Genomic DNA, 24,183 nt, shown 5'->3' with positions numbered 1-24,183 from the left:
AGGCGCGGTCGTCCTCATCGTCTCTTCGGGTCGGTCGCGGCGAGTCGTGTCTCGTCGTCGCCGGCACCGGAGCCGTTCCCCTCGCGCGAACGGACGAGCGAGACCAGCAGCGGCACGCCGAGGACTCCCATGACGAGAAAGCCGTAGACCGCCGAATACCGGAACTCGGGGCCGTCGAGGAAGACGCTGTGTGCCAGCGCCGAGCCCAGCCACGTCCACAGGAACAGCGCCACGGGAACCCCGTCGCTGCGGGCGGCGCCCGAGTCGTTCGAACGCGAGTCGGCGAGCACGAGAACGGTTGCCATGATCGCGGCGACGAGGAGCCAGCCCGCGTAGTTGGTGAGCGGAATGTGTTCGATCCCCGGCAGGCCGCCGGCATTGCACCACGACCAGTGGCCGTCCGCGACCATCTGGGGATCCAGGTAGAGATCCCATCCCAGCATGCCGACCATCACTGCCGCGACCCGGCCGGGGCCGTTGCGCACGAGGCGGGTGGCCACACACCAGACGGGATACAGTCCCGCCGACCAGGCCAGTGGCACGACCAGCGGCACGTCGAGGAGGGCCGGTCCGAGCCGGTCGGTGACGTAGCTGTAGCAGCCGTAGGGATATCCGGTCATGGTGCCGACCACCTCGGACAGATATCCGATGCCGGCGGAAGCCACGAACAGCGTCGCAGCGAAGGTGGGACCGCGGTTCAGTGCGGCATGAACGAGACAGGCGGTGGTGAGCAGCGTGACCACCGCGACGGTCGCGGCGTCCCGGGCGTCCCCCTGGGTGAGCGGATAGACGATCTGGGCGAGAACGGCGCCGACGGCCGGGACCACGACAAGGATCGTCCGCCATCGGGCGGGCCCGGCAGGTGCCGGGACGTAGGTGCCGGTCATCTCGACATCCAGCTTTTCACTCTGTCCAGGATGCCGCCTTTCGCGTCCGCGAGGGCAACCCGGGCGGCGTTACGCCCGCTTGCTCCGGAGACACCTCCACCGGGATGCGTCGATGCACCGGTGAGATAGAGGCCGGGCGCATCCGGTACCCGGTAGCCGGACAATTCCGGAAGCGGTCGCCACAGGAACATCTGGTCCAGCGACATCTCCACGTGCATGACATTGCCGCCGAGCAGTCCGAGTTCACTCTCGATGTTCGCGGGGGTCTGCACGTGACAGTGACGGATGGTCGAGGTGAATCCCGGAGAGCGCGTCTCCATCTCTGCGAGGATGCGCTCGGTCTCCGCTTCGGCGATGTCGTCCCAGCGTCGGCCGCCTCTCAAGTGGTACGGATGCCATTGGGACCACAGCGTGACCTGATGTTCGCCGGGAGGAGCGATCGTCGGGTCGAGCGCCGAGAAGCTCATCGAGAGGACGGCGGGCCGTGGAGGCAGGTCGCCCGCCATCGCGGCACCGTGCGCGGCGCGCAGGTGCGCACGGTCGTCGACCAGCAGTTGCAGACCGGTGGTCGTCAGCTCCGGCTCGTCGCAGCCCCGATAGCGAGGTAGTTCGTCGGTGCCGATTCGCAGGACCATGCCGATGCCCGGACCGACCCGCATGCTGCGACGCCAGCGCTCGAGCCGGTCGTGGTCGTATCCGCCGCGGTCGAGCAGATCGAGTGTGGTGAGGATGTGACATCCCGCGACGACCGTGCGGGCTCGCACCGAACGTCCCGCCGCGGTGCGCACGGTCCAGACGTCTCCGGTACGTCGGATCTCGGTGACGGCATCGCCGCAGGTCACTTCTCCACCGTCGGAACGCAACCGCGACAGCAGGGCCTGGGTGAGTGCGCCGCTTCCACCGATCGCCCGTCCCGGCGGCAGGCTGTGCATGAGAGCTGCGAAACCCACCATGGGGGCGGTTCCGGGCTCGGACATCGGTGGGCCGGACTGTGCGCCGAACCAGGCCAGCGCCGCCTTGAGCGGTTCGTCGTCGAAGTATTCGTCGAGCAGGCTGTCGCCGGTGGTGAGGAAGTTCCGGGACAGGACACTGCCGCCGTCCCGGGCGTCGAGACCCCAGAAGGCGGACAACAGGTGGCGACCGGTGGGGGGTTTGGTGAACGAGTTCATCACCGCCGCGCTCCGGGGACCCCAGTCCTGCACGAAACGGCGGTAGGCCTCGGCCTCCCGGCTGCCGCAGGCAGCTTCGACGGAGGCGCAGGTCCGGTCGAGGTCGCGGTGGAACACGATGCCCGGACGATCGGTGCCCGCCGGCGGCGGCGCGTACGCCCACGGGTCGCAGTCGAGATACCGCAGGCCGTGTGCGGCGAGATCGAGCTCCTCGACGATCCCCGAATGGCGGATCATGATGTGTGCGGAAGAACCGCGATCGACGGCGTATCCGGGAAAGCGCTCGACGGTGGAGACGGCTCCGCCCGGCACGGTGTCGCGTTCGAGCACCTCCACCGACCATCCGTCACGGGCCAGATAGCAGGCCGAGACCAGTGCGTTGTGGCCGGAGCCGACCACAACGACGTCGAGCGTGGGATTCATGGCGCACCACTTCCGTCTGCGTCGTCGACCGCATGGGGGTTGTAGGGAAGGATGTCCGGCTCCAGCGGCAGTCTCCTGCCGAGGACCGCGAACGGGCGTGCATCTCCGGTGAAGACGAAGCGACGGACGACGTCCTGGAAACCGAAACGGCGGTAGAGCCGCCACGCTCGATTGTCCTCACCCGGAACCTCCGGTGTCGACAGCAGTACCGCCGCCTCGGTGCGGTCGCGCAGCAGTGCGTGCAGGAGCAGCTCGCCGACGCCTCGTCCCTGCACGTCGGGATGCACGTGCAGTTCGGTGAGCTCGAAATAGTCGGCGAGGATCCGGTCGATCGCCTCGCGGGATCTGCCCGAGTGACGCATGCCCACACGAACCTGCTGGTTCCACCACTGCCGGCTGTCTCCGCGGTAGCCGTACGCGACCCCGACGATCCTGTCGGGGGCATCGGGCAGGGTTGCGGCGAACGCCTGCCAGCCCGACCGGGCGGAATGCTCGGACCACATCGGTGCGCGGTGGTACTCGGTGCCGCGCGGATACCGCATCGCGGCGACGTAGACGGACAGCAGTTCGGGCAGGTGCGCGCGGAAGTCGGCAGGAGACAGTTCGGTGAGGATCGCGGGGCCGGGGCGAGGATCGGTGCTCATGCGTGACTCGTTCGGGTGACTCGCGATGTGTCGGAGGTTTTCGGGTCTCGCTGATCGTTCGGGATGGCGTAGCCGCTTTCTCTTGACGGGTTGTCGGTGGGTCCAGCTATATTGAATACGTCGAACGCATGTTCGACATCGGTGATCCGGGGATGTTCGAGGGAAGCGAACACCCCCGGATCACCTGGGGTCTCCCGCTCGGCGCCCGTGTCGGGACTCGCTCCGAGGACTGTGATTTCCCTTCCTCGGCGTTTCGGCGGGAATGCCAGCGGATACCGCTCGTATCGAGAGTGGTGCTACCACGCTGAGGAGGTGCGTGAGTATGGCCAACGGTCACGTCGCGAGTCGAGGACCGCGCCGAACGTCCCCGCCGCTCGGGCCGTCCGCATGTGTGGACCGCCCCACCTCGGCCCGTGCGGCGACGCTGTTGCGCAAAGCCGACGACCTCCTCTCGGGCGCTGCGGGAGCCGACAGTCCGGGCGAACAGTTCCGTCTCGCCTACCTCGCTGCGCTGCGTGGCGCGGGCGCGGTGGTCGCTGCGGCGGAGGTGCGCTCCGGAACCGGGCCGGCGCGCCGTCCTGTCACACGCAACGCATGGGCACTCATGGCGCGCGCCGACGAGTCCTTCGTCGCCTGGGCCGACTACTTCGCCGACCGTTCCGCAACTCGTGCTGCGATCGAAGCGGGAGCAGTGCGGGCCGTGGAGGCGGACGAGTCCGGCTCGTTCTACGACGAGGTGGGGCACTTTCTGCACGACGTGGAGGGCTGTCTCGCTGCGGACGCAGAGCCGGAGGTCGGTGTCGGTGGGTGACTTTCGCCCTGTTACGAGGACTTTCGTAGGGGCGGGAGACGAACTCGCATGGGCAGTTTGTGGTCCGCGGCGACTTCTGCTCGTATTATTGGTTCAGGCGGCCGTACGGACGGCCCCCCGCCGGATTCGCCCCACGGATCCGGTGGCCACCGTTTAGTGCCGGGGGAGGTACCGTGCCACTCTCCGAGCACGAGCAGCGCATGCTCGATCAAATCGAGAGCGCGCTCTATGCTGAGGATCCCAAGTTCGCCTCGACCGTACGTGGCAGTCGGTTGGGGATGGCGTCGAATCGGCGGCGGCTGCAAGCCGGCGCCTTGTTCGTGTTGGGCCTGACATTGCTGATCGCCGGAGTTGCCCTCCCTCTGAAACCGGGCGGCTTTCCGATCATCAGTCTTCTCGGGTTCCTCGTGATGTTCGCCGCCGGTGTTCTGCTGCTCCTCGGCGGCCGTCGGTCGTCGGCTTCCGGGGCGGCGGGTGGTAGTTCCGGTTCCGGCAAGGCCGGCCGATCTTCCCGGGGCGGGAAGAAGTCCTCGGGTGGTGGCTTCACCAACCGTATGGAAGAACGGTTCCGGAGGCGTTTCGAGCAGGACTGACCTCCTTCGAGCTATCAGCTGTATCGACGACGGCGCGACCCGGATGGGCCGCGCCGTCGTCGTGTTCGGGCGGGGTCGAGGCCCGGCCGTCTCGTATCCAGTGGCGTATCGATATTCCCGTGCACTCGACCGACCCACCGCCGTTCCTGTATCCCCACCGCGCCCCACCTCGGTCCGTCTTCGGAGCATTTCGCCTGGTCGCCCGTGCCCCGAGGCCGCCCTCGGGGTCGCAGGCGACCCGGTCCGGTGAACTGCCGGCGGGCGGGCCCTCCGTGCGCGGAGGTATGTCCCTATTCGCTGCCGCGTGCCCTGAGCAGGGACTGTGACCACAACACGCGTGACGGGGCGGCGGTAATCCGTTTCCGGTGGGGCAAAGTGGGGTAATGTGGGGGCACGGCGGGACGAGGTGTCCTGTCGCGCAAAGCATCCGTCCGACAACGGGGAGGCGCCGAGTGTTCCTCGGTACCTACACCCCGAAGTTGGACGACAAGGGCCGGCTCACCTTGCCGGCGAAGTACCGAGACGAGCTGGCGGGAGGGTTGATGATCACGAAGGGGCAGGACCACAGCCTCACCGTGTTCCCTCGCGACGAGTTCGCCGCTCTGGCCGAACGCGCCGCGAGCGCCTCACGCAGCAACCCGCAGGCCCGAGCGTTTCTGCGCAGCCTCGCCTCGGGAACAGAGGAGCAACGACCCGACTCGCAAGGCCGGATCACCCTCTCGGCGGCCCACCGCCGGTATGCCGGACTCACCAAGGACTGCGTGGTGATCGGTTCGGTCAGATACCTGGAGATCTGGGACGCGACGGCGTGGGAGACCTACCTCGCCGAACACGAAGAAGATTTTTCGGAAGCGAGAGACGAAGCACTACACGACATTTTGTAACCACGGCCCAGGCTGCGCGGCGAGTGCCGCGAGGCCTCTGCCCGATATTCCGGCCCTGACGCACTTCCCCAGCGCCAGGTACGGACCGAAGGGCCCTGACGCACTTCCCCGGCGTCAGGTCTCTTCGGCTCGGACAGAGACCTCGAGGCATTCGCCGTCTTCCGTATCCGCAGCCGCGACGGACACCGACACGAAGTGGCAGGCAGGCACGAAACGACAGCACCGTCCACCCCGACGAGTACCCCCACAGACCGTAAGCGGCGCGAGCAGGATTCCGGAGGACACATGGTGGACGGCGAGGACGAATCGGCCGACGGCACAGAAGAGAACGCCGACACCGATGCAGCGTCCCCGGCAGAGTTCGGCCATGTGCCGGTCATGCTCGATCGGGCCGTCGAGCTCCTCGGACCGGCGATCGAGCGCGTCGGACCGGACGGAGAAGGTGCGGTCTACGTCGACGCGACCCTCGGCCTCGGTGGGCATTCCGAACACTTCCTGACGATCTACCCCCGGCTGAGGCTCGTCGGCCTCGACCGGGACCCCGACGCCCTTGCGATCGCGCGTGAGCGCCTGGCTCGCTTTTCGGACCGGACGGACTTCGTCCACACCCGTTACGACGGGATCGCGGAAGCCCTCGAGAGCGTAGGACTCGACCGGTACGGATCGGTCCACGCGGCCCTGTTCGACCTGGGTGTGTCCTCGATGCAGCTCGACGAGGCGGAGCGCGGCTTCGCCTACTCCAAGGACGCTCCGCTCGACATGCGGATGGATCCCACCACCGGTATCACCGCGGCGGACGTGCTCAACACCTACAGTCACGGCGATCTCGCTCGCATCCTCAGCACCTACGGCGAGGAGCGGTTCGCCGGCAAGATCGCCTCCGAGATCGTGCGGACCAGGGCGAAGACCCCGTTCCGCACGAGCGGGGAACTGGTGGAGCTGCTCTACCGCACGATCCCGGCGGCAACCCGGCGGACCGGCGGGCATCCGGCCAAGCGCACTTTCCAGGCGTTGCGTGTCGAGGTCAATGCGGAACTGGATTCGTTGCGGAACGCGATCCCCGACGCACTCGACGCACTCGCCGTGGGCGGCCGGATCGTTTTCATGTCCTACCAGTCGCTCGAGGACAAGGTCGTCAAACAGGAACTGACTCCCCGCGCGAAGTCCCGCAGCCCCGAAGGACTTCCGGTCGAACTGCCCGGAATGGGCCCCGAACTGCGCATCCTCACACGTGGTGCGGAACGTGCGAACGAAAACGAGATCGAGGCCAACCCACGTTCGGCGCCCGTTCGCCTGCGTGCTGCAGAACGAATCGCCAGGAGGTAACCGATGACCGTACAGGTGGCACCCCCGCAGCGCCGGCACTCGGGACGATCGACCGCGGCGCAGCGTGCCTACCAGCGGCGTTCACGGCGTGCGGCGCAGCTCGGCGTCGAACCGATCGAGACCCGGGGGCGCACGACGGGCGCCGGTCGTGTTCGCACCCGGATCCCGTTCGTCGCCACGATCATCGCCCTGTTGGGTGTGGGTATGGTCGTGACGCTCCTGTTGACCACGCGCGCGACCGAGGATTCCTACCAGCTGAGCGCCGCACGAGCTCAGAACGAAGAACTAGCCCAGAAGCGAGCGGTCCTGCAGCGCGACGTGGCAGCAGCGGAGTCGGCTCCTGCGCTCGCGGTCGCTGCAGCGGAGCTCGGCATGATCCCCGCCGGGCAGGTCGCGCGCATCGTGGTGGCCCCGGACGGTTCGGTTCAGGTGGTGGGCGATCCGGCTCCTGCCGAGGGACTCCCGCCCGCTCCGCTCGATCCCCCCGCCCGCGAGAACGCCCGCGTCCAGACTCCGCTCGCCGGCAGTGCCGGCGCGGAGACCCCGCGTCCTCTCGGTGATGCCGGAGAAGATCCTCGTCCGCGCTCCGGGGCTGGAGATGCCCGGCGAGCAGCCCCGCCCGCCGAAAGCGGGCCGGTCGAGCAGGAAGCTGTACCCGCGCCCGGTGCGCAGGCTTCCGTCGGCGCCACGCCGGACGCCGTGGATGCCGCACCTGCTCCTCCCGTAGCGGGACAATCGGTACCCGTGAGCGAACTGCCGCAACCCGAAGCACCTGTCCAGGCTGTGCCGACGGATCCCGAGGGCGGGCCTCGGTGACCAACCGCTCCACCTCCCGACGTGCACCGCAGCGACGACCCGCCCCTGCGCCGCGCGGCGGGCGGGTACGGATGCCCGCAGCCCGTGGCCGCGACAGGACGGGTTTCGCATTCCGCAACAAGTGGGGCCGGCTCGGAATGTTCGGTGCGCTGGGCGTAGCGGTCGCGCAGTTGCTGTCGATCCAGCTCGTGCAGGCACCGACGCTCTCCGCCGAGGCGGCGAGCCAGCGCACCACCCGCCTCGTCGAGCCCGCGACCCGCGGCACCATCGCCGACCGCAACGGTGAGGCGCTTGCCTACACCATGGAGGCGAAGGCACTGACCTTCCAGCCCGTCCGGGTGCGCAAGGAACTCGAGGAGGAGCGCGCGAAGGATCCCTCCCGGCCGGAGGTTTCGGAATATCTCGAGGGCGTGGCCGCAGCGGTCCACGACGCGCTCGGTTCCGCTGCGCCCGAGGAAGACGTCCTCGAGATGCTCGAGAGCGACCAGACCTTCGTCTACCTCGCTCGGGGGGTCGACCCGGGAGTCGCGTCGAAGATCGTCGAGGAGTACGACAAGGTCGGAACCGAACGGCAGGACATCCGCTTGTATCCGGGTGGGTCTCTCGCTGCGAACATCGTCGGCGCGACCGGCTGGGACGGACACGGTCTGATCGGACTCGAGGCGTCGATGGATTCCGTGCTCGCGGGCACCGACGGCTCGTCCACCTACGACCGAGGTTCCGACGGTGCCGTGATCCCCGGCAGCTGGCGCGACCGCCGACCGGCTGTCGACGGGTCCTCCGTCGAGCTCACGATCGACAGCGACCTGCAGTATCACGTGCAGCAGGAGGTGCAGCGGGCGAAGGATCTGTCCGGGGCGAAGAACGCCTCGGCGGTGGTACTCGACGCGCGAACCGGGGAAGTGCTCGCCATGTCGAACGACAGCACGTTCGACCCGTCGATCGGCGTCGCGAACAACCCTCCCGACGCGGAACAGGGCAACCTCGCGGTCAGTTCGCCTTTCGAACCCGGATCCGTGAACAAGATCATCACGGCGGCCGGGGCGATCGAGGACGGTCTCACCACGCCCGATGAGGTTCTGCAGGTGCCCGGCACCATCACGATGTCCGGCGCGACCGTCAAGGACGCCTGGGACCACGGGGTCGTGCCGTACACCACCACGGGAGTGTTCGGGAAGTCCTCGAACGTGGGGACACTCATGCTCGCCGAGCGGATGGGTGAGGATCGTTTCGCCGAGATGCTGCGGTTGTTCGGACTCGGACAACGCACAGACGTCGGACTGCCGGGCGAATCCGCCGGTCTGCTGCCCAGCCGTGAGCAGTGGTCGGGGGGCACCTTCGCGAACCTGCCCATCGGGCAGGGCCTGTCGATGACCCTGCTGCAGATGACCGCCATCTACCAGGCGATAGCGAACGACGGGGAGCGTGTACCGCCACGGATCGTCCGCGCGACCATCGGACCGGACGGCACCCGAACCGAGACGCCCCGGCCGGATCCGGTGCGCGTGGTGAGCCCCCAGACCGCCGCAACCGTTCGCGACATGTTCCGCTCGGTCGTCCAGGCGGACACCGGCAATCAGCAGGGCACCGGGACGGGCGCCGCGATCGAGGGCTATCGCATCTCGGGCAAGACCGGGACCGCCCAGCAGATCGACCCGAACTGCAAGTGCTATTCGAACTCCGATTACTGGATCACCTTCGCCGGCATCGCCCCCTCCGACGATCCGCGTTACGTCGTCGGCATCATGCTCGACGCCCCGACCCGTAGTTCCGACGGCAGCGGCGGCCAGTCGGCGGCACCGCTGTTCCGCGACATCGCATCGTGGTTGCTCCAGCGTGACGGCGTGCCGTTGTCGACCGAGCCGGAGAGCAAGTTGATCCTTCAGGTCGACTGACGAGGCGACCGTGCGGTCTCGGTAGGCTGACACGTCGGTAACGTGTCACGGCGGTCGCGTCGCGACCGGACTCGGGGGAGCCGACCCGGGATACCCGTCGGAGTGCCTGCAGCAGGAGCTGCAGCCAAGCGAGAGGAAACTGGTGCCTGTGCCATCGACTCCGGATCCGTCTCCTCCGGTGGAGGGGTGGAGACCCGAGAACCCACCGATGACGCAGCTCTCGGTCCTCGCCGACGCCATCGGGGCGCAAGTCGAGATCGTGAACCCCGGGACCGGGCCGACCGACCGAGTCGCGGTCACCGGGATCGACCTGCGCGCACAGGGCATTCGTCCGGGCGACGTCTTCGCGGCACTACCCGGCGCGCACACCCACGGCGCCACCTTCGCCTCGACCGCCCTCGAACGCGGAGCGGTCGCCGTGCTGACCGATGCGGCAGGACGGGATCTCGTCGCTCGGACGGCGTCGCAGCCGATCCCGGTGCTCGTCCATCCCGATCCGCGCGCCGTACTGGGAGCGGCGTCGGCAACGGTCTACGGACACCCCTCGCGCAGCATGCAGGTCATCGGGATCACCGGCACGTCCGGAAAGACGACGACCTCCTATCTCGTCGAGGCGGGGCTCGTCGCAGCGGGACGCGTCGTCGGCCTCGTCGGCACCGTGGAGACCCGGATCCGGGGGATCCGCCTGCCGAGCAGCCTCACGACGCCCGAGGCGCCGCAACTGCACGCACTGTTCGCCGTCATGCGCGAACGCGGGGTCGACACCGTCGTGATGGAGGTTTCGAGTCACGCACTCGCCCTCGGTCGTGTCGACGCCACCGAGTTCGCGGTCGGTGCGTTCACCAATCTGTCCCAGGATCACCTGGATTTCCACAAGGACCTCGACGACTATTTCGGCGCGAAGGCCCGGCTGTTCGCCGAGGATTCGCCGGTCCGCGCCCGGCGCGCCGTCGTGTGCATCGACGACGATTGGGGACGTCGCATGGCCGACCTCGCGCGCGCCGGCCGCGACGACGCCGTACGGACGGTCGCCACGAAGGCCGACGGCGCCGACTGGGCCGTCACCGACGACGTCCTCGACGGGACCGCTGTACAGGAATTCACCCTGACCGGCCCGGACGGGACCGCACGTCGTGCCACGGTCGGTCTGCCGGGACGCTACAACGTCACCAACGCCGCCCTCGCCGTTGCGATCTGTGCCGAGGTGGGCGCCGACGTCGACGCCGCGATCCGCGGCATCGCCGACGTCGCGGTGCCCGGCCGCGTCGAGCGCGTCGATCGCGGGCAGGATTTCCTGGCCGTTGTCGACTACGCACACAAGCCGGCCGCGCTCGACGCGGTCATCTCGACCCTGCGCGGTGCGACCGACGGCCGTATCGCCGTCGTCGTGGGGGCCGGGGGCGACCGCGACCGGACGAAACGCCCGGTCATGGGCGAGGTTGCAGCCCGCGGCGCCGAGCTCGTCGTCGTGACCGACGACAATCCACGAACCGAGAACCCCGCTGCGATCCGCGCGGCCGTGCTCGACGGTGCCTACTCCGTGCCGGTGGCCGAGCGCGGTGAGATCCTCGAGATCGGGGATCGTGCGGCAGCGATCGACGCCGCAGTGGCATGGGCGCGTCCCGGCGACGTCGTACTCGTCGCCGGTAAGGGCCACGAGACGGGGCAGGAGATCGAGGGAGTCAAGCATCCCTTCGACGACCGCGAGGTCCTCGGCGCAGCACTCGACAAGTACCGGACCGCAGGACCCGACGGTCATCCGCCTGCTGCGGACGGTTCGTATCACGGAGGCAATGCATGATCCCGATGACACTGGCTCGGATCGCGGAGGTCGTCGGGGGCACCCTGCACGACGTCGACGATCCGTCGGCCGAGGTGACCGGGTCCGTCGAGTTCGACTCGCGGCGGATCGGTCCAGGAGGCCTGTTCCTGGCGCTGCCCGGTGCGCGCTCGGACGGGCACGACCATGCCGCGGCCGCAGTGGCAGCCGGGGCGGTAGTGGTCCTCGCCGCACGACCGGTGGGTGTGCCCGCGATCGTGGCACCGCCGATCGCGACCACGGAGACCAACGCCCTCGCGCTCGAACACGACAGCAACGGATCCGGCGCCGCCGTCCTCGCGGCGCTCGCGAAGCTGGCCCGGCATGTGGTGGACACGCTGACCGAGGCAGGACTCACGGTCGTCGGCGTCACCGGTTCGGCCGGCAAGACCTCGACGAAGGACATGATCGCGGCCGTGCTCGCGCCGCTGGGGGAGGTCGTCGCCCCACCCGGGTCGTTCAACAACGAACTCGGCCATCCCTGGACGGCGCTTCGCGCCACCGAGTCCACCCGCTTCCTCGTTCTCGAGAAGTCGGCCCGCGGACCCGGGCACATCGCTGCCCTGGCCGCCATCGCCCCGCCCCGCATAGGCGTCGTGCTCAACGTCGGGACCGCACACATCGGCGAATTCGGTTCGCAGGAGGTCATTGCGCGCACCAAGGGCGAACTCGTCGAGGCCCTTCCGAGCGCTGCCGACGGCGGAGTGGCAATTCTCAACGCCGACGACATCCTCGTCTCTGCGATGGCCTCGCGCACCACGGCGCGGGTCGTCTATGTCGGAACCGGGCCGCAGGCGGCCTACAGCGCCGAGGACCTCCGGCTCGACGACCGGGCGCGGGCGTCCTTCACTGCCGTCGTCCGGGCGGATGGCCGTGAGCAGCGCGTACCCGTACGGCTCGCCGTGCACGGCGAGCACCAGGTCGGCAACGCCCTCTCGGCGATCGCGGTGGCGGTCGAATGCGGTGCGACGGTCGAGCAGGCAGCCGATGCACTTGCAACGGCAGGTCCCGTCTCGGCACACCGCATGGCGGTGCAGACTCGCTCGGACGGTGTGACCGTCATCGACGACGCCTACAACGCGAACCCCGATTCGATGCGCGCCGCAGTGAAGGCGCTGGTGACGATGGCGCGGTCGGGGCCGGTTCCGCGACGGACCTTCGCGGTACTCGGTGAGATGGCCGAACTCGGGGACGACACTGTCGTCGCCCACGACGCCATCGGGCGACTCGCGGTTCGCCTCGACGTCACCCGCATCATCGCCGTCGGCGCGACGCGTCCGGTCCGGGGGTTGTTCCAGGGCGCCGTGATGGAAGGATCCTGGGGTGAGGAAGCGAGTCATGTGCCCGATGCCGACGCCGCGATCGCGTTGCTGCGAGAGGAACTGGAACCGGGTGACATCGTGCTCGTGAAGGCGTCGCAGGCCGTGAGGCTGTGGACCGTTGCCGAAGCCGTCCTCGCGGACGACCCCGCCGGCACCGGAGAAGACGACGCTGCTGTGAGGACGGAGGATGCCCGGTGAGACAGATCCTGTTCGCGGCGGGTATCGCGCTCGTAGTGTCGATCCTGCTCACTCCTGTTCTGATCAAGATGTTCTCCCGGCAGGGCTTCGGGCAGGAGATCCGGGTCGAGGGTCCGCAGAGTCACCAGTCGAAGCGTGGCACTCCCACCATGGGCGGCGTCGCGATCCTCGCGGGCCTGTGGGCGGGTTATTGGGGTTCGCACCTCATCGGGATGGGCTACGACGCGCAGGGACCGACCGCCTCGGGCCTGCTCGTGCTGGGGCTGACGACGGCACTCGGCGGTGTCGGCTTCCTCGACGACTTCATCAAGATCCGCAAACAGCGCAATCTCGGGCTGAACAAGACGGCCAAGCTGGTGGGCCAGCTCGTCGCCGCGGTGGCCTTCGGCATTCTTGCGCTGCAGTTCCGCAATTCCGACGGCCTGAGCCCCGCCAGTACCGATCTGTCCTACGTGCGCGACATCGCCACGGTGTCGATGGGCTCGGTCGTGTTCATCCTCTTCGTGTACCTGCTGGTCAGTGCTTGGTCCAACGCGGTGAACCTCACCGACGGACTCGACGGACTCGCGGCCGGTTCGATGGCATTGGTGCTCGGCGCATACGTCATCATCACGTTCTGGCAGTACCGCAACGCCTGCGTCGTGGAACCGACCGCGGGTTGCTACGACGTCCGCGACCCGCTCGATCTGGCCCTGCTGTGTGCCGCCGGGGCTGCCGCTTGCATCGGCTTCCTGTGGTGGAACGCTGCGCCCGCCAAGATCTTCATGGGTGACACCGGATCGCTCGCCCTCGGCGGCATGCTCGCCGGCCTGTCCGTCACGACCCGCACCGAACTGCTCATGGTCGTCATCGGTGCGCTCTTCGTCGCGGAGGCGGCGTCGGTGGTCATCCAGGTGGCGGTGTTCCGGTCCACTCGCAGGCGCGTGTTCAGGATGGCACCCTTCCACCACCACTTCGAACTCGGCGGATGGGCCGAGACCACGGTGATCATCCGCTTCTGGCTCCTCGCTGCCATTGCGTCGGCGATCGGCCTCGCCCTGTTCTACAGCGAGTACCTCTCGGCGATCGGGGACTGACACATGACCGACGAACTCGAACGGCTCAGGGGGCGGGCGGTGCTCGTCGCCGGGGCGGGTGTGTCGGGCCGAGCGACGATCGAGCCGCTCACCGAACTCGGTGCCCGCGTCACCGTCACCGACCGCGACGAGCGTGCTCTGGCCGAGTGCGCGGCGCTCGGCGCACGGACGGTGAAACTCGATGCTCTCGTCGACGACACCGCCGCGCTGCGCGAGTTCGCTCTGGTGGTCACGAGTCCCGGTTTTCCGCCCGGCGCCCCCCTGCTATCGCGGGCAGCCGGTGCCGCGGTGCCGATCTGGGGCGACATCGAGCTGTCCTGGCGGATCGACCGCGCCGAGATCTACGGTCCGGCCCGGAGGTGGCTGGTGGTGACCGGAACGAACGGCAAGACCACCACGACCATGATGCTGCACGCGATTCTCGAAGCCGCAGGCCGCAACAGTGTCGCGTGCGGAAATATCGGACTTCCCGTGCTCGACGCCCTGCGCCGCGACGATCCCCGCGCCGACGTCCTTGCGGTCGAGTTGTCGTCCTTCCAGCTGCACTGGGCGCCCTCGGTACACCCCGATGCGGGCGTCGTCCTCAACATCGCCGAGGATCATCTCGACTGGCACGGCGGCATCGAGAACTACATCGAAGCCAAGCTCGGCGCCCTCACCGGCGCCGTCGGGGTTCTCGGCCTCGACGATCCGATCGCGGGCGGTCTCCGCGACCGTTCTCGAGCGGTGCTCACCGTGGGATTCACGCTGGGCTTCCCCCAGGAGGGTGAGCTCGGGATCAGCAACGAACTGCTCGTCGACCGGGCGTTCGCGGATTCGGCAGTGCTCGCTCGTGTCGACGATGTCAACCCGCCGGGGCCCGCGGGCCTCTCCGACGCACTCGCGGCCGCTGCCCTCGCGCGCGCCGTCGATGTACCGGCATCGGCCGTCCACGACGGACTGCGGCGGCACCGGGTCGGTCCACACCGCGCCTCCCCGGCCGGGCACGTCGACGGCGTCGAATACATCGATGATTCGAAGGCGACCAATCCGCACGCGGCTCGTAGTTCGCTGCTGGCCCGCGAGCGTGTGGTGTGGATCGCCGGTGGCCTGCTCAAGGGTGCACGGGTGGACGAACTGGTCGCCGACGTCGCACCGCGCCTGTCCGGGGCAGTGCTGCTGGGCCGGGACGCCGGTGAAATCGCCCGGGCACTGACGCGACACGCCCCGCAGGTCCCGGTCGTCGTGGTGGACACGGGTGACGATGAAGCGATGACCGACGCGACGAGCGAAACCGAGACCGTTTCGGTGAAGAGGGTCGCGGCCCCGGGCCCCGACGGCCCCGCCGCGATGCGTCTGGCGGTCCGAGAAGCGGCGGCTCTCGCCTCGACGGGGGAGACAGTGCTGCTCGCCCCTGCCGCGGCGTCGCTCGACATGTTCGCCGACTACGCGGAACGCGGCCGCAGTTTCGCGTCCGCGGTCGAGGAACTCCGCGGGGGCGGGACGCAACCGTGACCTCTCGGGCAGGGGCAGGCTCCGACGATCCGGTAGCAGGAATGCGCAGCCGGTTCGGAGCGTGGATGGCGCGGCCGCTCGCGTCGTTCCACCTCGTGGTGACGATCGCCGTGCTGCTCACCGTGCTCGGACTGGTCATGGTCCTGTCCTCGTCGAGCGTCGGTGCTGTGGCCACGGACGGATCGGCGTACGGACTGTTCACCTCTCAGGTGATCTTCGCCGCCCTCGGCATGGTGATCTTCTACATCGCACTGCAGATCCCCATCCGGTTGCTCCGCCGATTCGCCTTCCCGGCGTTCGCGTTCTCGGTCGTGCTGCTCGTGCTGGTGCTCATACCGGGTATCGGCACGGTGTCCCAAGGTACTCGGGGCTGGTTCGTCATCGCCGGTGTGTCGCTCCAGCCGGCAGAGATCGCCAAGATCACCCTCGCGGTGTGGGGTGCTCACCTGCTGGCCTCCCGCCGTGGCGAGAACTCGACCCTGAGGGACATGCTCGTCCCGCTCGTGCCGGCGGCCGTACTCGTGACGGGTCTGATCGTGCTGCAGCCGGACCTCGGCACCACCGTCTCGATCGTCATCATCGTGCTCGCCCTGCTGTGGTTTGCGGGCCTGCCGCTCAAGGTATTCGGCGGGATCGTCGGCACGGCCGTCGGACTCGCGGTGATCCTGGCCCTGACTGCCGGTTACCGCTCGGAGCGCGTGCGAGCCTTCTTCAATCCCGGAGACGATCCACAGGGTGCCGGTTATCAGGCGCGACAGGCGAAGTTCTCCCTCGCGGACGGTGGACTGTGGGGCCGCGGGCTCGGCCAGAGCCGGGCCAAGTGGAACTACCTGCCCAACGCCCACAACGACTTCATCTTCGCCATCATCGGTGAGGAACTCGGATTCCTCGGCGGGGCCGCGGTCATCGGCCTGTTCGGTCTGTTCGCCTATGTGGGGTTGCGGATCGCGATGCGCTCGGTCGATCCCTTCCTGCGACTGTTCACCGCGACGGCGACGACCTGGATCATCGGGCAGGCGCTCATCAACATCGGCTATGTCGTGGGATTGCTGCCCGTGACCGGCCTGCAGCTGCCGCTCGTGTCGGCCGGTGGTACCTCGACGGCGACCACCTTGCTCATGTTCGGTCTGATAGCCAACGCAGCGAGACACGAGCCCGAGGCCATCGCCGCGTTGCACGCGGGTCACGACGGCCGGTTCGCGCGAATGCTGCGATTGCGCAAGCCGGAGCCCTACCGGGCCGGCCGAACCGACGCACGTACGGTCGCTGCACGGCGACCACGAGCGCGTGCCGCAGCGCCGGAGCGGGCCGGTCGTGCTGCACCGGGCGGCGGGGCGCGGAAACGACAGCCCCCGGCACCGCACGAACGGCAGCGTGGCGCGGCACAAGAACGCCGCGCGTCCGCTGGGCGGACACAACCACGGGACGGAACGGGCCGTGCAGGGCGCGCGCAACCCGCGCGGGACGCCGGCCGCGGCCGGCAACAGTCGAACCGCACGACACGCGGAGCGAACAGACGAGGCGGAGAGCGAGGGAATCGCAGGTGAGTGGGGAAAGGCCGGCACTGTCGGTGGTGGTGGCCGGAGGCGGTACGGCCGGGCATATCGAGCCGGCGCTCGCGGTGGCGGATGCCGTGCGCGCACTCGTACCAGATGCGCGGATCACGGCGCTCGGTACCGAGCGCGGACTCGAGACGACCCTGGTACCGCGCCGCGGTTACCCCCTGGAACTCGTCCCGCCCGTGCCGCTGCCCCGCAAACCGACGCTCGACCTGCTGAAGCTCCCAGGGCGGGTCGTGGCGTCGGTGCGTCGCACCCGCGAGATCCTCGACCGGGTCGACGCCGATGTCGTCGTCGGTTTCGGCGGGTACGTGGCGCTGCCCGCCTACCTCGCGGCCGGGGCCGGTCCGCTGCGTCGTCGGCGCCGTATTCCGGTCGTCGTCCACGAGGCCAATGCGAGTGCTGGCATCGCCAACAAGGTCGGTGCGCTCCGGGCAGAGCGTGTACTGGCCGCGGTCCCGGGTTCGGGGATCGTGCGACGCGGCGACGCGCAGATCGTGGGGATTCCGGTCCGGTCGTCGATCACCGGACTCGACCGCGGCGCGCTGCGTGCGGAAGCGCGGCGTCATTTCGGTCTACCCGACGACGTCCCGGTCCTGCTCGTGTTCGGAGGCTCGCAGGGCGCACGTTCGCTGAACGAGGCCGTGTCCGGCGCGTCCGCCGCACTCGCGGAGGCCGGTATCGCCGTGCTGCACGCACACGGTCCGAAGAACACCGTCGACATCCCCGCCCATCCCGGACATGCCCGTGCACCGTACGTCACGGTGCCCTATCTCGAACGCATGGATCTCGCATATTCCGCCGCCGACGCCGTCGTGTGCCGCTCGGGCGCCATGACGGTCGCCGAGGTGTCCGCAGTGGGTCTGCCCGCCGTGTACGTACCCCTCCCGCATGGGAACGGCGAACAGGAACTCAATGCCCGCCCGGTCGTCGAGGCGGGCGGTGGAAGGATCGTCGCCGACGGCGATCTGAATTCGGACTATGTCGCGACAGAAGTGGTGTCGATGCTCCGGGACGAGCAGCGACTCGTGGAGATGGGCCGCCGCGCCGCGGCCGCCGGTCACCGTAGTGCGGCGGACGAGCTGGCGAGGACAGTGCTCGAGGTTGCCGGAGTGGAACCGAACAGGAGTGAACGATGAGTGCGCAGTTGCCCGCCGAACTCGAGCGGGTGCACATGGTCGGTATCGGCGGCGCCGGGATGTCGGGCATCGCCCGGATCCTGCTGGCGCGTGGGGGACAGGTATCGGGTTCCGACGCGAAGGAAAGTCGCGGTGTGCTCGCGCTGCGGGCACGCGGCGCCCAGGTCCGTATCGGGCACTCCGCCGAGGCCCTCGACCTGCTCGACGGTGGCCCCACGGCACTGGTCACGACGTTCGCGGCCATCCCGCAGGACAATCCCGAACTCGTCGCCGCACGTGAGCGGGGTATCCCGATCCTGTTGCGTCCCACGGTCCTCGCCTCCCTCATGCGCGGACACCGCACCTTCCTCGTCTCGGGCACACACGGCAAGACCTCGACGACGTCGATGCTCGTCGTCGCGTTGCAGCACTGCGGTTTCGATCCGTCCTTCGCGGTCGGTGGTGAACTCAACGAATCCGGCACCAACGCGCATCACGGCAGTGGCGACGTCTTCGTCGCCGAAGCCGACGAGAGCGACGGTTCGCTGCTGCAGTACGACCCGAACACCGTCATCGTCACCAACATCGAGGCCGACCACCTGGACTTCTTCGGTACACCTGAGGCGTACACGGCGGTCTTCGACGAGTTCATCGCCCGGATCGCCCCCGGCGGTCTGCTCGTCGTGTGCCTCGACGATCCCGGATCGGCGGCCCTCGCCGAACGGGTCGTCGCACTCGGCCGAGACGATCTGCGGGTCCAGGGCTACGGCACGGCCGACATCATCGGCACCGAGGACGAGTACAGGGGCGTGCCCGTCGGAGTGCGACTGCTGGGCTGGGAGGCCAAGGATGTCGGCGGTGTCGCGGAACTCCATCTCACAGGCGAGGATTCGCCGCGCACGGTCCGACTGTCCGTCCCCGGCCGTCACATGGCGCTGAACGCGCTCGCCGCGCTGCTCGCTGCGCTCGAGGCCGGAGCGCAGGTGGACGAGGCGCTGGAGGGGCTGGCCGGGTTCGGCGGCGTACACCGGCGTTTCCAGTACACCGGTCGCGAATACGGCGTGCGGGTGTTCGACGACTACGCCCACCACCCGACCGAAGTCCGCGCGGTGCTCGCGGCCGCGGCGGAACTCGTGGCGGGAGAACCGCTGCGCTACACCGAGACCGGCACCGAACGGCCGCGGGTGATCGTCGTGTTCCAGCCGCACCTCTATTCGCGCACCGAAGCGTTCGCCGGCGAGTTCGGATCGGCACTCGATCTCGCGGACGAGGTGGTGGTGCTCGACGTGTACGGCGCCCGGGAGGAACCGATCCCCGGAGTCAGTGGTGCGCTCGTCGCCCGCGCGGTGAGCAAACCGGTGCACTACCAGCCGAATCTGTCCGCCGTGCCCCGCCAGGTCGCGGGCCTGACAAGGCCGGGGGATGTCGTGATCACGATGGGTGCCGGTGACGTCACCATGCTGGGCAGGCAGATTCTCGACGCGCTGCACAGCAAGCCGGGCCGGTTCCGGCCGGCCGGTTCCACCCCGGACGCGGGTGGTCCCCACGCGCCGGGCGGCGCCGGACCGGAGCCGACGAAACGGTGACGCCTGCCTCCGTCTCGTCACGCGCACGCCGTGAACGACCACCACGCGAGTGTCGCGAGCGAAACACCGCCCGCCGCCCGCGCGGTCGGTCGGTACGCGTGCGCACCGTGCTTCTCGGGGCGGGGGTGGTCGCCGTGCTCCTCGGGGCGATCGCGGTGGCGTGGTTCTCACCGTTGCTGTCCGTGCGTGCGATCGAGGTGACGGGAGTCGAGGTCCTCACCCACGACGAGGTGGTGGAGGCTCTCCGGGTCGCCGAGGGCACGCCGCTGCTGCAGGTCGACACGGCGGCAGCGGCCCGGAGGGTCGCGACGATGCCGCGCGCGGAATCGGTCCGGGTGCAGCGGGTATATCCGTCCACCGTCCGTGTGACGGTCAGCGAGCGGGAGGCCGTGGTCTTCTTCGAGGCGCCGGACGGCACCCACTCGGTCGACAGGGAAGGGGTGGACTTCGCGGTGGAGCCCCCGCCGATGTTCACTCCGCGGCTCGTGACCCCGTCGCCGGGTACGGCGGATCCCGCTACCCGAGCGGCCGTGGAGGTACTCGAAAAGTTGCCACCCGATCTGCGTGTCCAGGTCGAATCGATCGAAGCGCCGTCGGAGTCCGACATCTCTCTGGTACTCACCGACGGGCGCACCGTGGTGTGGGGTGGAGTCGATCGTTCCGAGCGTAAGGCGGCGGTGATCGGCCCCCTCCTGACGCAGCCGGGGCAGCGATTCGACGTCGCGAGTCCCGACCTGCCGACGGTCAGGTGAGGGATCGATGAAATTCGTCCGGCGTGTCCGGCGCGTCTGCTGGCTATTCCCGGCACCAGTGCCATAGCGTTTCGGACAGCCGCGCTACTTGACATAACCTTCAAGCTATGGTTGAGGGTTTGCCGAGAGTCGGCGCTGTGAGGAGCGTCCGCTGTCGACAGGCAGACGTGACCGACATCCAGCTGCACCCGGATCCAGTACCACCCGGAAACATGCACCACCCGGAACTTCAGGAAGGCGAGAGCACATGACGCCCCCGCACAACTACCTCGCCGTAATCAAGGTCGTCGGTATCGGCGGTGGCGGCGTGAACGCGGTCAATCGCATGATCGAGCAGGGACTCAAGGGAGTCGAGTTCATTGCCGTCAACACCGACGCGCAGGCACTGCTCATGTCGGACGCCGACGTCAAGCTCGATGTCGGCCGCGAACTGACCCGCGGACTCGGCGCCGGCGCAGACCCGGAGGTCGGCCGCAAGGCTGCCGAAGACCACAAGGACGAGATCGAAGAGGTGCTCAAGGGTGCCGACATGGTCTTCGTGACGGCCGGCGAGGGCGGTGGAACCGGTACCGGCGGTGCGCCTGTCGTGGCGAGCATCGCCCGCAAGCTCGGTGCGCTCACGGTCGGCGTCGTGACCCGTCCGTTCTCGTTCGAGGGCAAGCGCCGCGGCAGCCAGGCCGACACCGGCATCCAGACGCTGCGTGAATCCTGCGACACGCTCATCGTCATCCCGAACGACCGGTTGCTGCAGCTCGGCGATGCCGCCGTCAGTCTCATGGATGCCTTCCGTTCCGCCGACGAGGTGCTCCTCAACGGTGTCCAGGGCATCACCGACCTCATCACCACGCCGGGACTCATCAACGTCGACTTCGCCGACGTCAAGGGCGTGATGTCGGGCGCCGGTTCGGCCCTGATGGGTATCGGCTCGTCGCGAGGTGAGGGTCGCGCCATCAAGGCTGCCGAGGCGGCGATCAACTCGCCGCTGCTCGAGGCGTCGATGGAGGGTGCGCGTGGTGTGCTGCTCTCCATCGCAGGCGGATCGGATCTCGGCCTGTTCGAGATCAACGAGGCCGCTTCGCTCGTGCAGGAGGCTGCGCACATCGACGCGAACATCATCTTCGGCACGGTCATCGACGATTCGCTCGGTGACGAGGTGCGGGTGACCGTCATTGCCGCCGGCTTCGACGGCGGGACCCCCGCCCGCCGTCCCGTCGAGACCGGACAGCAGCAGGGCCAGTCGCAGCAGCCCCAGCAGCAACAGGCCCCTCGTCCGGGTGCGATCGGGGTGGCCCGCGCCGGCGAACTCGGTCGTCCCGAGCGGGAAACCGGTGAGTCGAATCCGGTACGGGAGTCGGCACCCACTGCCGGTGGTCAGCCGCCCTCCGGTGGCAACGCGCCCCGCGAGGTGGACATCGACGACGACGGTGACGACGACGTCGACGTGCCGATCTTCATGCGCCGTTGACGGCTTTGCCTGCTGTGCTGCGCGCCCGCCGGGTCGTGACCACGCGATCCGGTGGCGTGTCCGCACCTCCGTACGACAGCTTCAACCTCGCCGATCACGTCGGTGATGATCCGGCTGCGGTCGCGGCCAATCGTCGCCGGCTCGCCTCGGCGGTCGGCCTGCCCCTCGAGCGATTCGTCTGGATGGAGCAGATCCACAGCCGCAACGTGACGGTGGTGGACGGGCCGGTGGACGGGCCCGTGTCCGCTACCGACGCACTCGTCACCCGCCAGGTCGGGCTCGCGCTGGCGACCCTCAGCGCCGACTGTGTGTCGATTCTGTTGTCCGACGAGACCGCCGGCGTGATCGCTGCCGTGCACGCCGGCCGGGTGGGTGCGCGTATCGGGATCCTCCCACGGGTTCTCGACGCCATGGCAGATCTCGGTGCCCGTCCCGATCGCATCGGGGCCCTGCTCGGTCCGGCGGCGAGCGGTCGCCACTACGAGGTGCCTGCGGCCATGAGATCCGATGTCGAGGCCCATCTTCCGGGTAGCGCGACTCGCACGGTACGCGGCACACCCGGTCTCGATCTCCGCGCGGGACTACGCAGGCAGCTCGCAGATCACGGTGTGACGGCTGTGGCGGAGGATCCGCGGTGCACGATCGAGGACACTTCTCTGTTCAGCCATCGGCGCTCTGCGCCCACCGGAAGGTTTGCCTCCGTGATCTGGCTCGAGGAGACAGACCGGGTGGCCGGCGGTGCGGGGGAGGGGACGGCGTGAGCGACGCGGCCACCGCGGACCGGCGGCAAGAGCTCGCCGATCGTCTTGCAGCCGTACAGAATCGGTTGGTTTCCGCGGCCCGTGCGGCGGGGCGTTCTCCGTCGGACGTGGCGTTGCTGACCGTCACCAAGTACTTTCCCGCATCGGATGTCGTGCTGCTCCACGAGCTGGGGTGTGAGCGGTTCGGCGAATCCCGCGAACAGGAGGCGAGCGCGAAGATCGCGCAATTCCGGGAGAGTGTGTCCGAGCCGGTCGAATGGCACATGATCGGTCGGGTCCAGCGCAACAAGACCCGGGCGATCGCCCGCTGGGCGCACACGGTGCATTCGGTCGACAGTGTCCGGCTCGTGCAGGCCTTCGAGAAGGGCGTGACGGCGGCACTCGACGAGGGGCTACGGACCACCCCGCTGCGTGCTCTGCTGCAGGTCAGTCTCGACGGTGACCGTGACCGGGGTGGGGTGGTCGCCGAGGATCTTCCTGCCCTCGCGGCGGCGGTCGCGGAATCGGGCGTACTCGAACTCGGCGGTCTGATGGGTGTTCCGCCACTGGGATGGGAACCCGATCGGGCGTTCGAGGAGTTGCACGAGCTCCATGTACGTCTGCTGCAGGATCATCCGGCGGCGGCCGAACTGTCGGCGGGGATGTCCGGCGATCTCGAGCAGGCGGTTCGGTGGGGTTCGACGTGCGTGCGTGTCGGAACGGCGGTCTTGGGGTATCGACCATTAGCCTGAATGACATCCGCCGCGCGAGGGAAAGGCGATCGATGAGCACACTCCACAAGTTCAAGGCGTACTTCGGGATGGTGCCGCTCGAGGATTACGAGGACGAGTACCTCGACGATCCGTCGAGTGGCCGACGCGACCGCGATCGGGACTACGGCGACGCACCCTACGGCGGCTACGCACCGTCGCATCGGGACGACTATGCGCCGTCGCATCGCGAGGAGCCGGTTCGTGACTTCGACCGCGACGACTTCGACCGTTACGATCCGGCGCCCCGCCCCCCGCGGGTCGAGCCCATCACCGCCCGCGCTCCCCGTCAGGCTCCTGCTCCGGTCCGTGCTGCCGGGCGTGCATCCTTGGCTGCGGAGGGCCGGCTCGAGCGCACCGAACCGCGGCGCGGCGCGCTGTTCGACGAGGGAGGTCCGTTGTCCAAGATCACCACGCTGCGTCCACGCGACTACAGCGAGGCGCGGACGATCGGTGAGCGTTTCCGCGACGGGACGCCGGTCATCATGGACCTCGTCGAGATGAGCAATGCCGACGCCAAGCGACTGGTGGACTTCGCGGCGGGGCTCGCATTCGCGCTGCGCGGCTCGTTCGACAAGGTGGCCACCAAGGTCTTCCTGCTTTCTCCCGCCGATATCGATGTCTCTGCGGAGGAGCGTCGGCGCATCGCCGAGACCGGCTTCTACAACCAGCAGTAGACGAGCGCGATGCGCGGGTGAGCGAGCCCTCCCCGACGCCTCGCGGTTCTACCCTCGTCGCCGCCCCTCGAGTGTTCCGACACGCCCGGCCATGATGCAGATCACTGCAGGCCGGGCGTTTCGGTTTTGATCGACCCGTCTTTGTCGGGCATTGTGGGA

At 68.7% G+C, this 24,183-nt stretch carries 21 protein-coding genes; 18 read left to right on the top strand and 3 right to left on the bottom strand.

Annotated elements, in window-relative coordinates; genetic code table 11:
* Positions 1 to 14: 14 nt before the first annotated feature.
* From ABZ789_RS13085 to ABZ789_RS13075, 3 genes are read right to left on the bottom strand one after another with little or no spacing between them, the layout of a single operon-like run.
* The gene (locus tag ABZ789_RS13085) at positions 15 to 887 is read right to left on the bottom strand and encodes a carotenoid biosynthesis protein (protein WP_358424225.1); all 873 of its coding nucleotides are present in this window, start codon (positions 885 to 887) and stop codon (positions 15 to 17) included.
* Positions 884 to 2,479: an NAD(P)/FAD-dependent oxidoreductase gene (locus ABZ789_RS13080; protein ID WP_358424223.1), complete on the bottom strand. Its 1,596-nt coding sequence runs from the start codon at positions 2,477 to 2,479 to the stop codon at positions 884 to 886. The genes ABZ789_RS13085 and ABZ789_RS13080 overlap by 4 nt, the downstream gene beginning before the upstream one ends.
* The gene (locus tag ABZ789_RS13075) at positions 2,476 to 3,123 is read right to left on the bottom strand and encodes an N-acetyltransferase (RefSeq protein WP_358424221.1); all 648 of its coding nucleotides are present in this window, start codon (positions 3,121 to 3,123) and stop codon (positions 2,476 to 2,478) included. Before ABZ789_RS13075 ends, ABZ789_RS13080 begins: the two co-directional genes overlap by 4 nt.
* 322 nt (positions 3,124 to 3,445) lie before the next feature.
* Between ABZ789_RS13075 and ABZ789_RS13070 the strand changes: the two genes are divergently transcribed.
* The 18 genes from ABZ789_RS13070 to ABZ789_RS12985 all read left to right on the top strand — a co-directional run bounded on the left by ABZ789_RS13070 (position 3,446) and on the right by ABZ789_RS12985 (position 24,024).
* Positions 3,446 to 3,934, top strand: a complete 489-nt coding sequence (locus ABZ789_RS13070; RefSeq protein WP_358424309.1) for an SAV_6107 family HEPN domain-containing protein — start codon at positions 3,446 to 3,448, stop codon at positions 3,932 to 3,934.
* A gap of 173 nt (positions 3,935 to 4,107) precedes the next feature.
* Positions 4,108 to 4,527 carry a DUF3040 domain-containing protein gene (locus ABZ789_RS13065; RefSeq protein ID WP_358424219.1) on the top strand — a complete coding sequence of 140 codons (420 nt, stop codon included), beginning with the start codon at positions 4,108 to 4,110 and terminating at the stop codon, positions 4,525 to 4,527.
* 452 nt (positions 4,528 to 4,979) lie between these two features.
* On the top strand, positions 4,980 to 5,411 hold the full coding sequence (mraZ, locus tag ABZ789_RS13060; RefSeq protein ID WP_358424217.1) for a division/cell wall cluster transcriptional repressor MraZ: 432 nt from the start codon (positions 4,980 to 4,982) through the stop codon (positions 5,409 to 5,411).
* 285 nt (positions 5,412 to 5,696) lie between these two features.
* Positions 5,697 to 6,737 carry a 16S rRNA (cytosine(1402)-N(4))-methyltransferase RsmH gene (gene rsmH, locus ABZ789_RS13055; RefSeq protein ID WP_358424215.1) on the top strand — a complete coding sequence of 347 codons (1,041 nt, stop codon included), beginning with the start codon at positions 5,697 to 5,699 and terminating at the stop codon, positions 6,735 to 6,737.
* Between the two features lie 3 nt (positions 6,738 to 6,740).
* A complete protein-coding gene (locus ABZ789_RS13050; protein ID WP_358424213.1) occupies positions 6,741 to 7,553 on the top strand; it encodes a hypothetical protein in 813 nt (270 codons plus the stop codon).
* 71 nt (positions 7,554 to 7,624) lie between these two features.
* Positions 7,625 to 9,448 carry a penicillin-binding protein 2 gene (locus tag ABZ789_RS13045; protein WP_358424307.1) on the top strand — a complete coding sequence of 608 codons (1,824 nt, stop codon included), beginning with the start codon at positions 7,625 to 7,627 and terminating at the stop codon, positions 9,446 to 9,448.
* Positions 9,449 to 9,656: 208 nt separating this feature from the next.
* Positions 9,657 to 11,249 carry a UDP-N-acetylmuramoyl-L-alanyl-D-glutamate--2,6-diaminopimelate ligase gene (locus ABZ789_RS13040; protein WP_358424211.1) on the top strand — a complete coding sequence of 531 codons (1,593 nt, stop codon included), beginning with the start codon at positions 9,657 to 9,659 and terminating at the stop codon, positions 11,247 to 11,249.
* Entirely contained in the window at positions 11,246 to 12,787 is a 1,542-nt protein-coding gene (murF, locus tag ABZ789_RS13035; RefSeq protein WP_358424209.1) for a UDP-N-acetylmuramoyl-tripeptide--D-alanyl-D-alanine ligase, read from the top strand. The genes ABZ789_RS13040 and murF overlap by 4 nt, the downstream gene beginning before the upstream one ends.
* On the top strand, positions 12,784 to 13,863 hold the full coding sequence (gene mraY / locus ABZ789_RS13030) for a phospho-N-acetylmuramoyl-pentapeptide-transferase (RefSeq protein WP_358424207.1): 1,080 nt from the start codon (positions 12,784 to 12,786) through the stop codon (positions 13,861 to 13,863). The genes murF and mraY overlap by 4 nt, the downstream gene beginning before the upstream one ends.
* A gap of 3 nt (positions 13,864 to 13,866) precedes the next feature.
* On the top strand, positions 13,867 to 15,357 hold the full coding sequence (murD, locus tag ABZ789_RS13025; RefSeq protein WP_358424205.1) for a UDP-N-acetylmuramoyl-L-alanine--D-glutamate ligase: 1,491 nt from the start codon (positions 13,867 to 13,869) through the stop codon (positions 15,355 to 15,357).
* A gap of 41 nt (positions 15,358 to 15,398) precedes the next feature.
* Entirely contained in the window at positions 15,399 to 16,904 is a 1,506-nt protein-coding gene (gene ftsW / locus ABZ789_RS13020; RefSeq protein WP_358424305.1) for a putative lipid II flippase FtsW, read from the top strand.
* Positions 16,901 to 18,055 (top strand): undecaprenyldiphospho-muramoylpentapeptide beta-N-acetylglucosaminyltransferase, encoded by a 1,155-nt coding sequence (gene murG, locus ABZ789_RS13015; RefSeq protein ID WP_358424203.1) that lies wholly within the window; start codon positions 16,901 to 16,903, stop codon positions 18,053 to 18,055. Before ftsW ends, murG begins: the two co-directional genes overlap by 4 nt.
* Positions 18,052 to 19,620, top strand: a complete 1,569-nt coding sequence (murC, locus tag ABZ789_RS13010; RefSeq protein WP_358424201.1) for a UDP-N-acetylmuramate--L-alanine ligase — start codon at positions 18,052 to 18,054, stop codon at positions 19,618 to 19,620. Before murG ends, murC begins: the two co-directional genes overlap by 4 nt.
* Before the next feature lie 98 nt (positions 19,621 to 19,718).
* Positions 19,719 to 20,372, top strand: coding sequence for an FtsQ-type POTRA domain-containing protein (locus ABZ789_RS13005; protein WP_358424199.1), 654 nt, complete (start codon positions 19,719 to 19,721; stop codon positions 20,370 to 20,372).
* A gap of 247 nt (positions 20,373 to 20,619) precedes the next feature.
* The gene (ftsZ, locus tag ABZ789_RS13000) at positions 20,620 to 21,837 is read left to right on the top strand and encodes a cell division protein FtsZ (RefSeq protein WP_358424197.1); all 1,218 of its coding nucleotides are present in this window, start codon (positions 20,620 to 20,622) and stop codon (positions 21,835 to 21,837) included.
* Positions 21,834 to 22,598 (top strand): peptidoglycan editing factor PgeF, encoded by a 765-nt coding sequence (gene pgeF / locus ABZ789_RS12995; protein WP_358424195.1) that lies wholly within the window; start codon positions 21,834 to 21,836, stop codon positions 22,596 to 22,598. The genes ftsZ and pgeF overlap by 4 nt, the downstream gene beginning before the upstream one ends.
* The gene (locus ABZ789_RS12990) at positions 22,595 to 23,329 is read left to right on the top strand and encodes a YggS family pyridoxal phosphate-dependent enzyme (RefSeq protein WP_358424193.1); all 735 of its coding nucleotides are present in this window, start codon (positions 22,595 to 22,597) and stop codon (positions 23,327 to 23,329) included. Before pgeF ends, ABZ789_RS12990 begins: the two co-directional genes overlap by 4 nt.
* A gap of 32 nt (positions 23,330 to 23,361) precedes the next feature.
* Positions 23,362 to 24,024 (top strand): cell division protein SepF, encoded by a 663-nt coding sequence (locus ABZ789_RS12985; RefSeq protein WP_358424191.1) that lies wholly within the window; start codon positions 23,362 to 23,364, stop codon positions 24,022 to 24,024.
* The last annotated feature ends 159 nt before the right edge of the window (positions 24,025 to 24,183 follow it).

Origin of the sequence: Rhodococcus sp. NPDC047139 (genome assembly GCF_040643435.1) — a bacterium.
Taxonomy (GTDB): domain Bacteria; phylum Actinomycetota; class Actinomycetes; order Mycobacteriales; family Mycobacteriaceae; genus Rhodococcus.
Note: the sequence above shows the minus strand (reverse complement) of the source record. Positions and strands in the feature narration are given on the sequence as shown.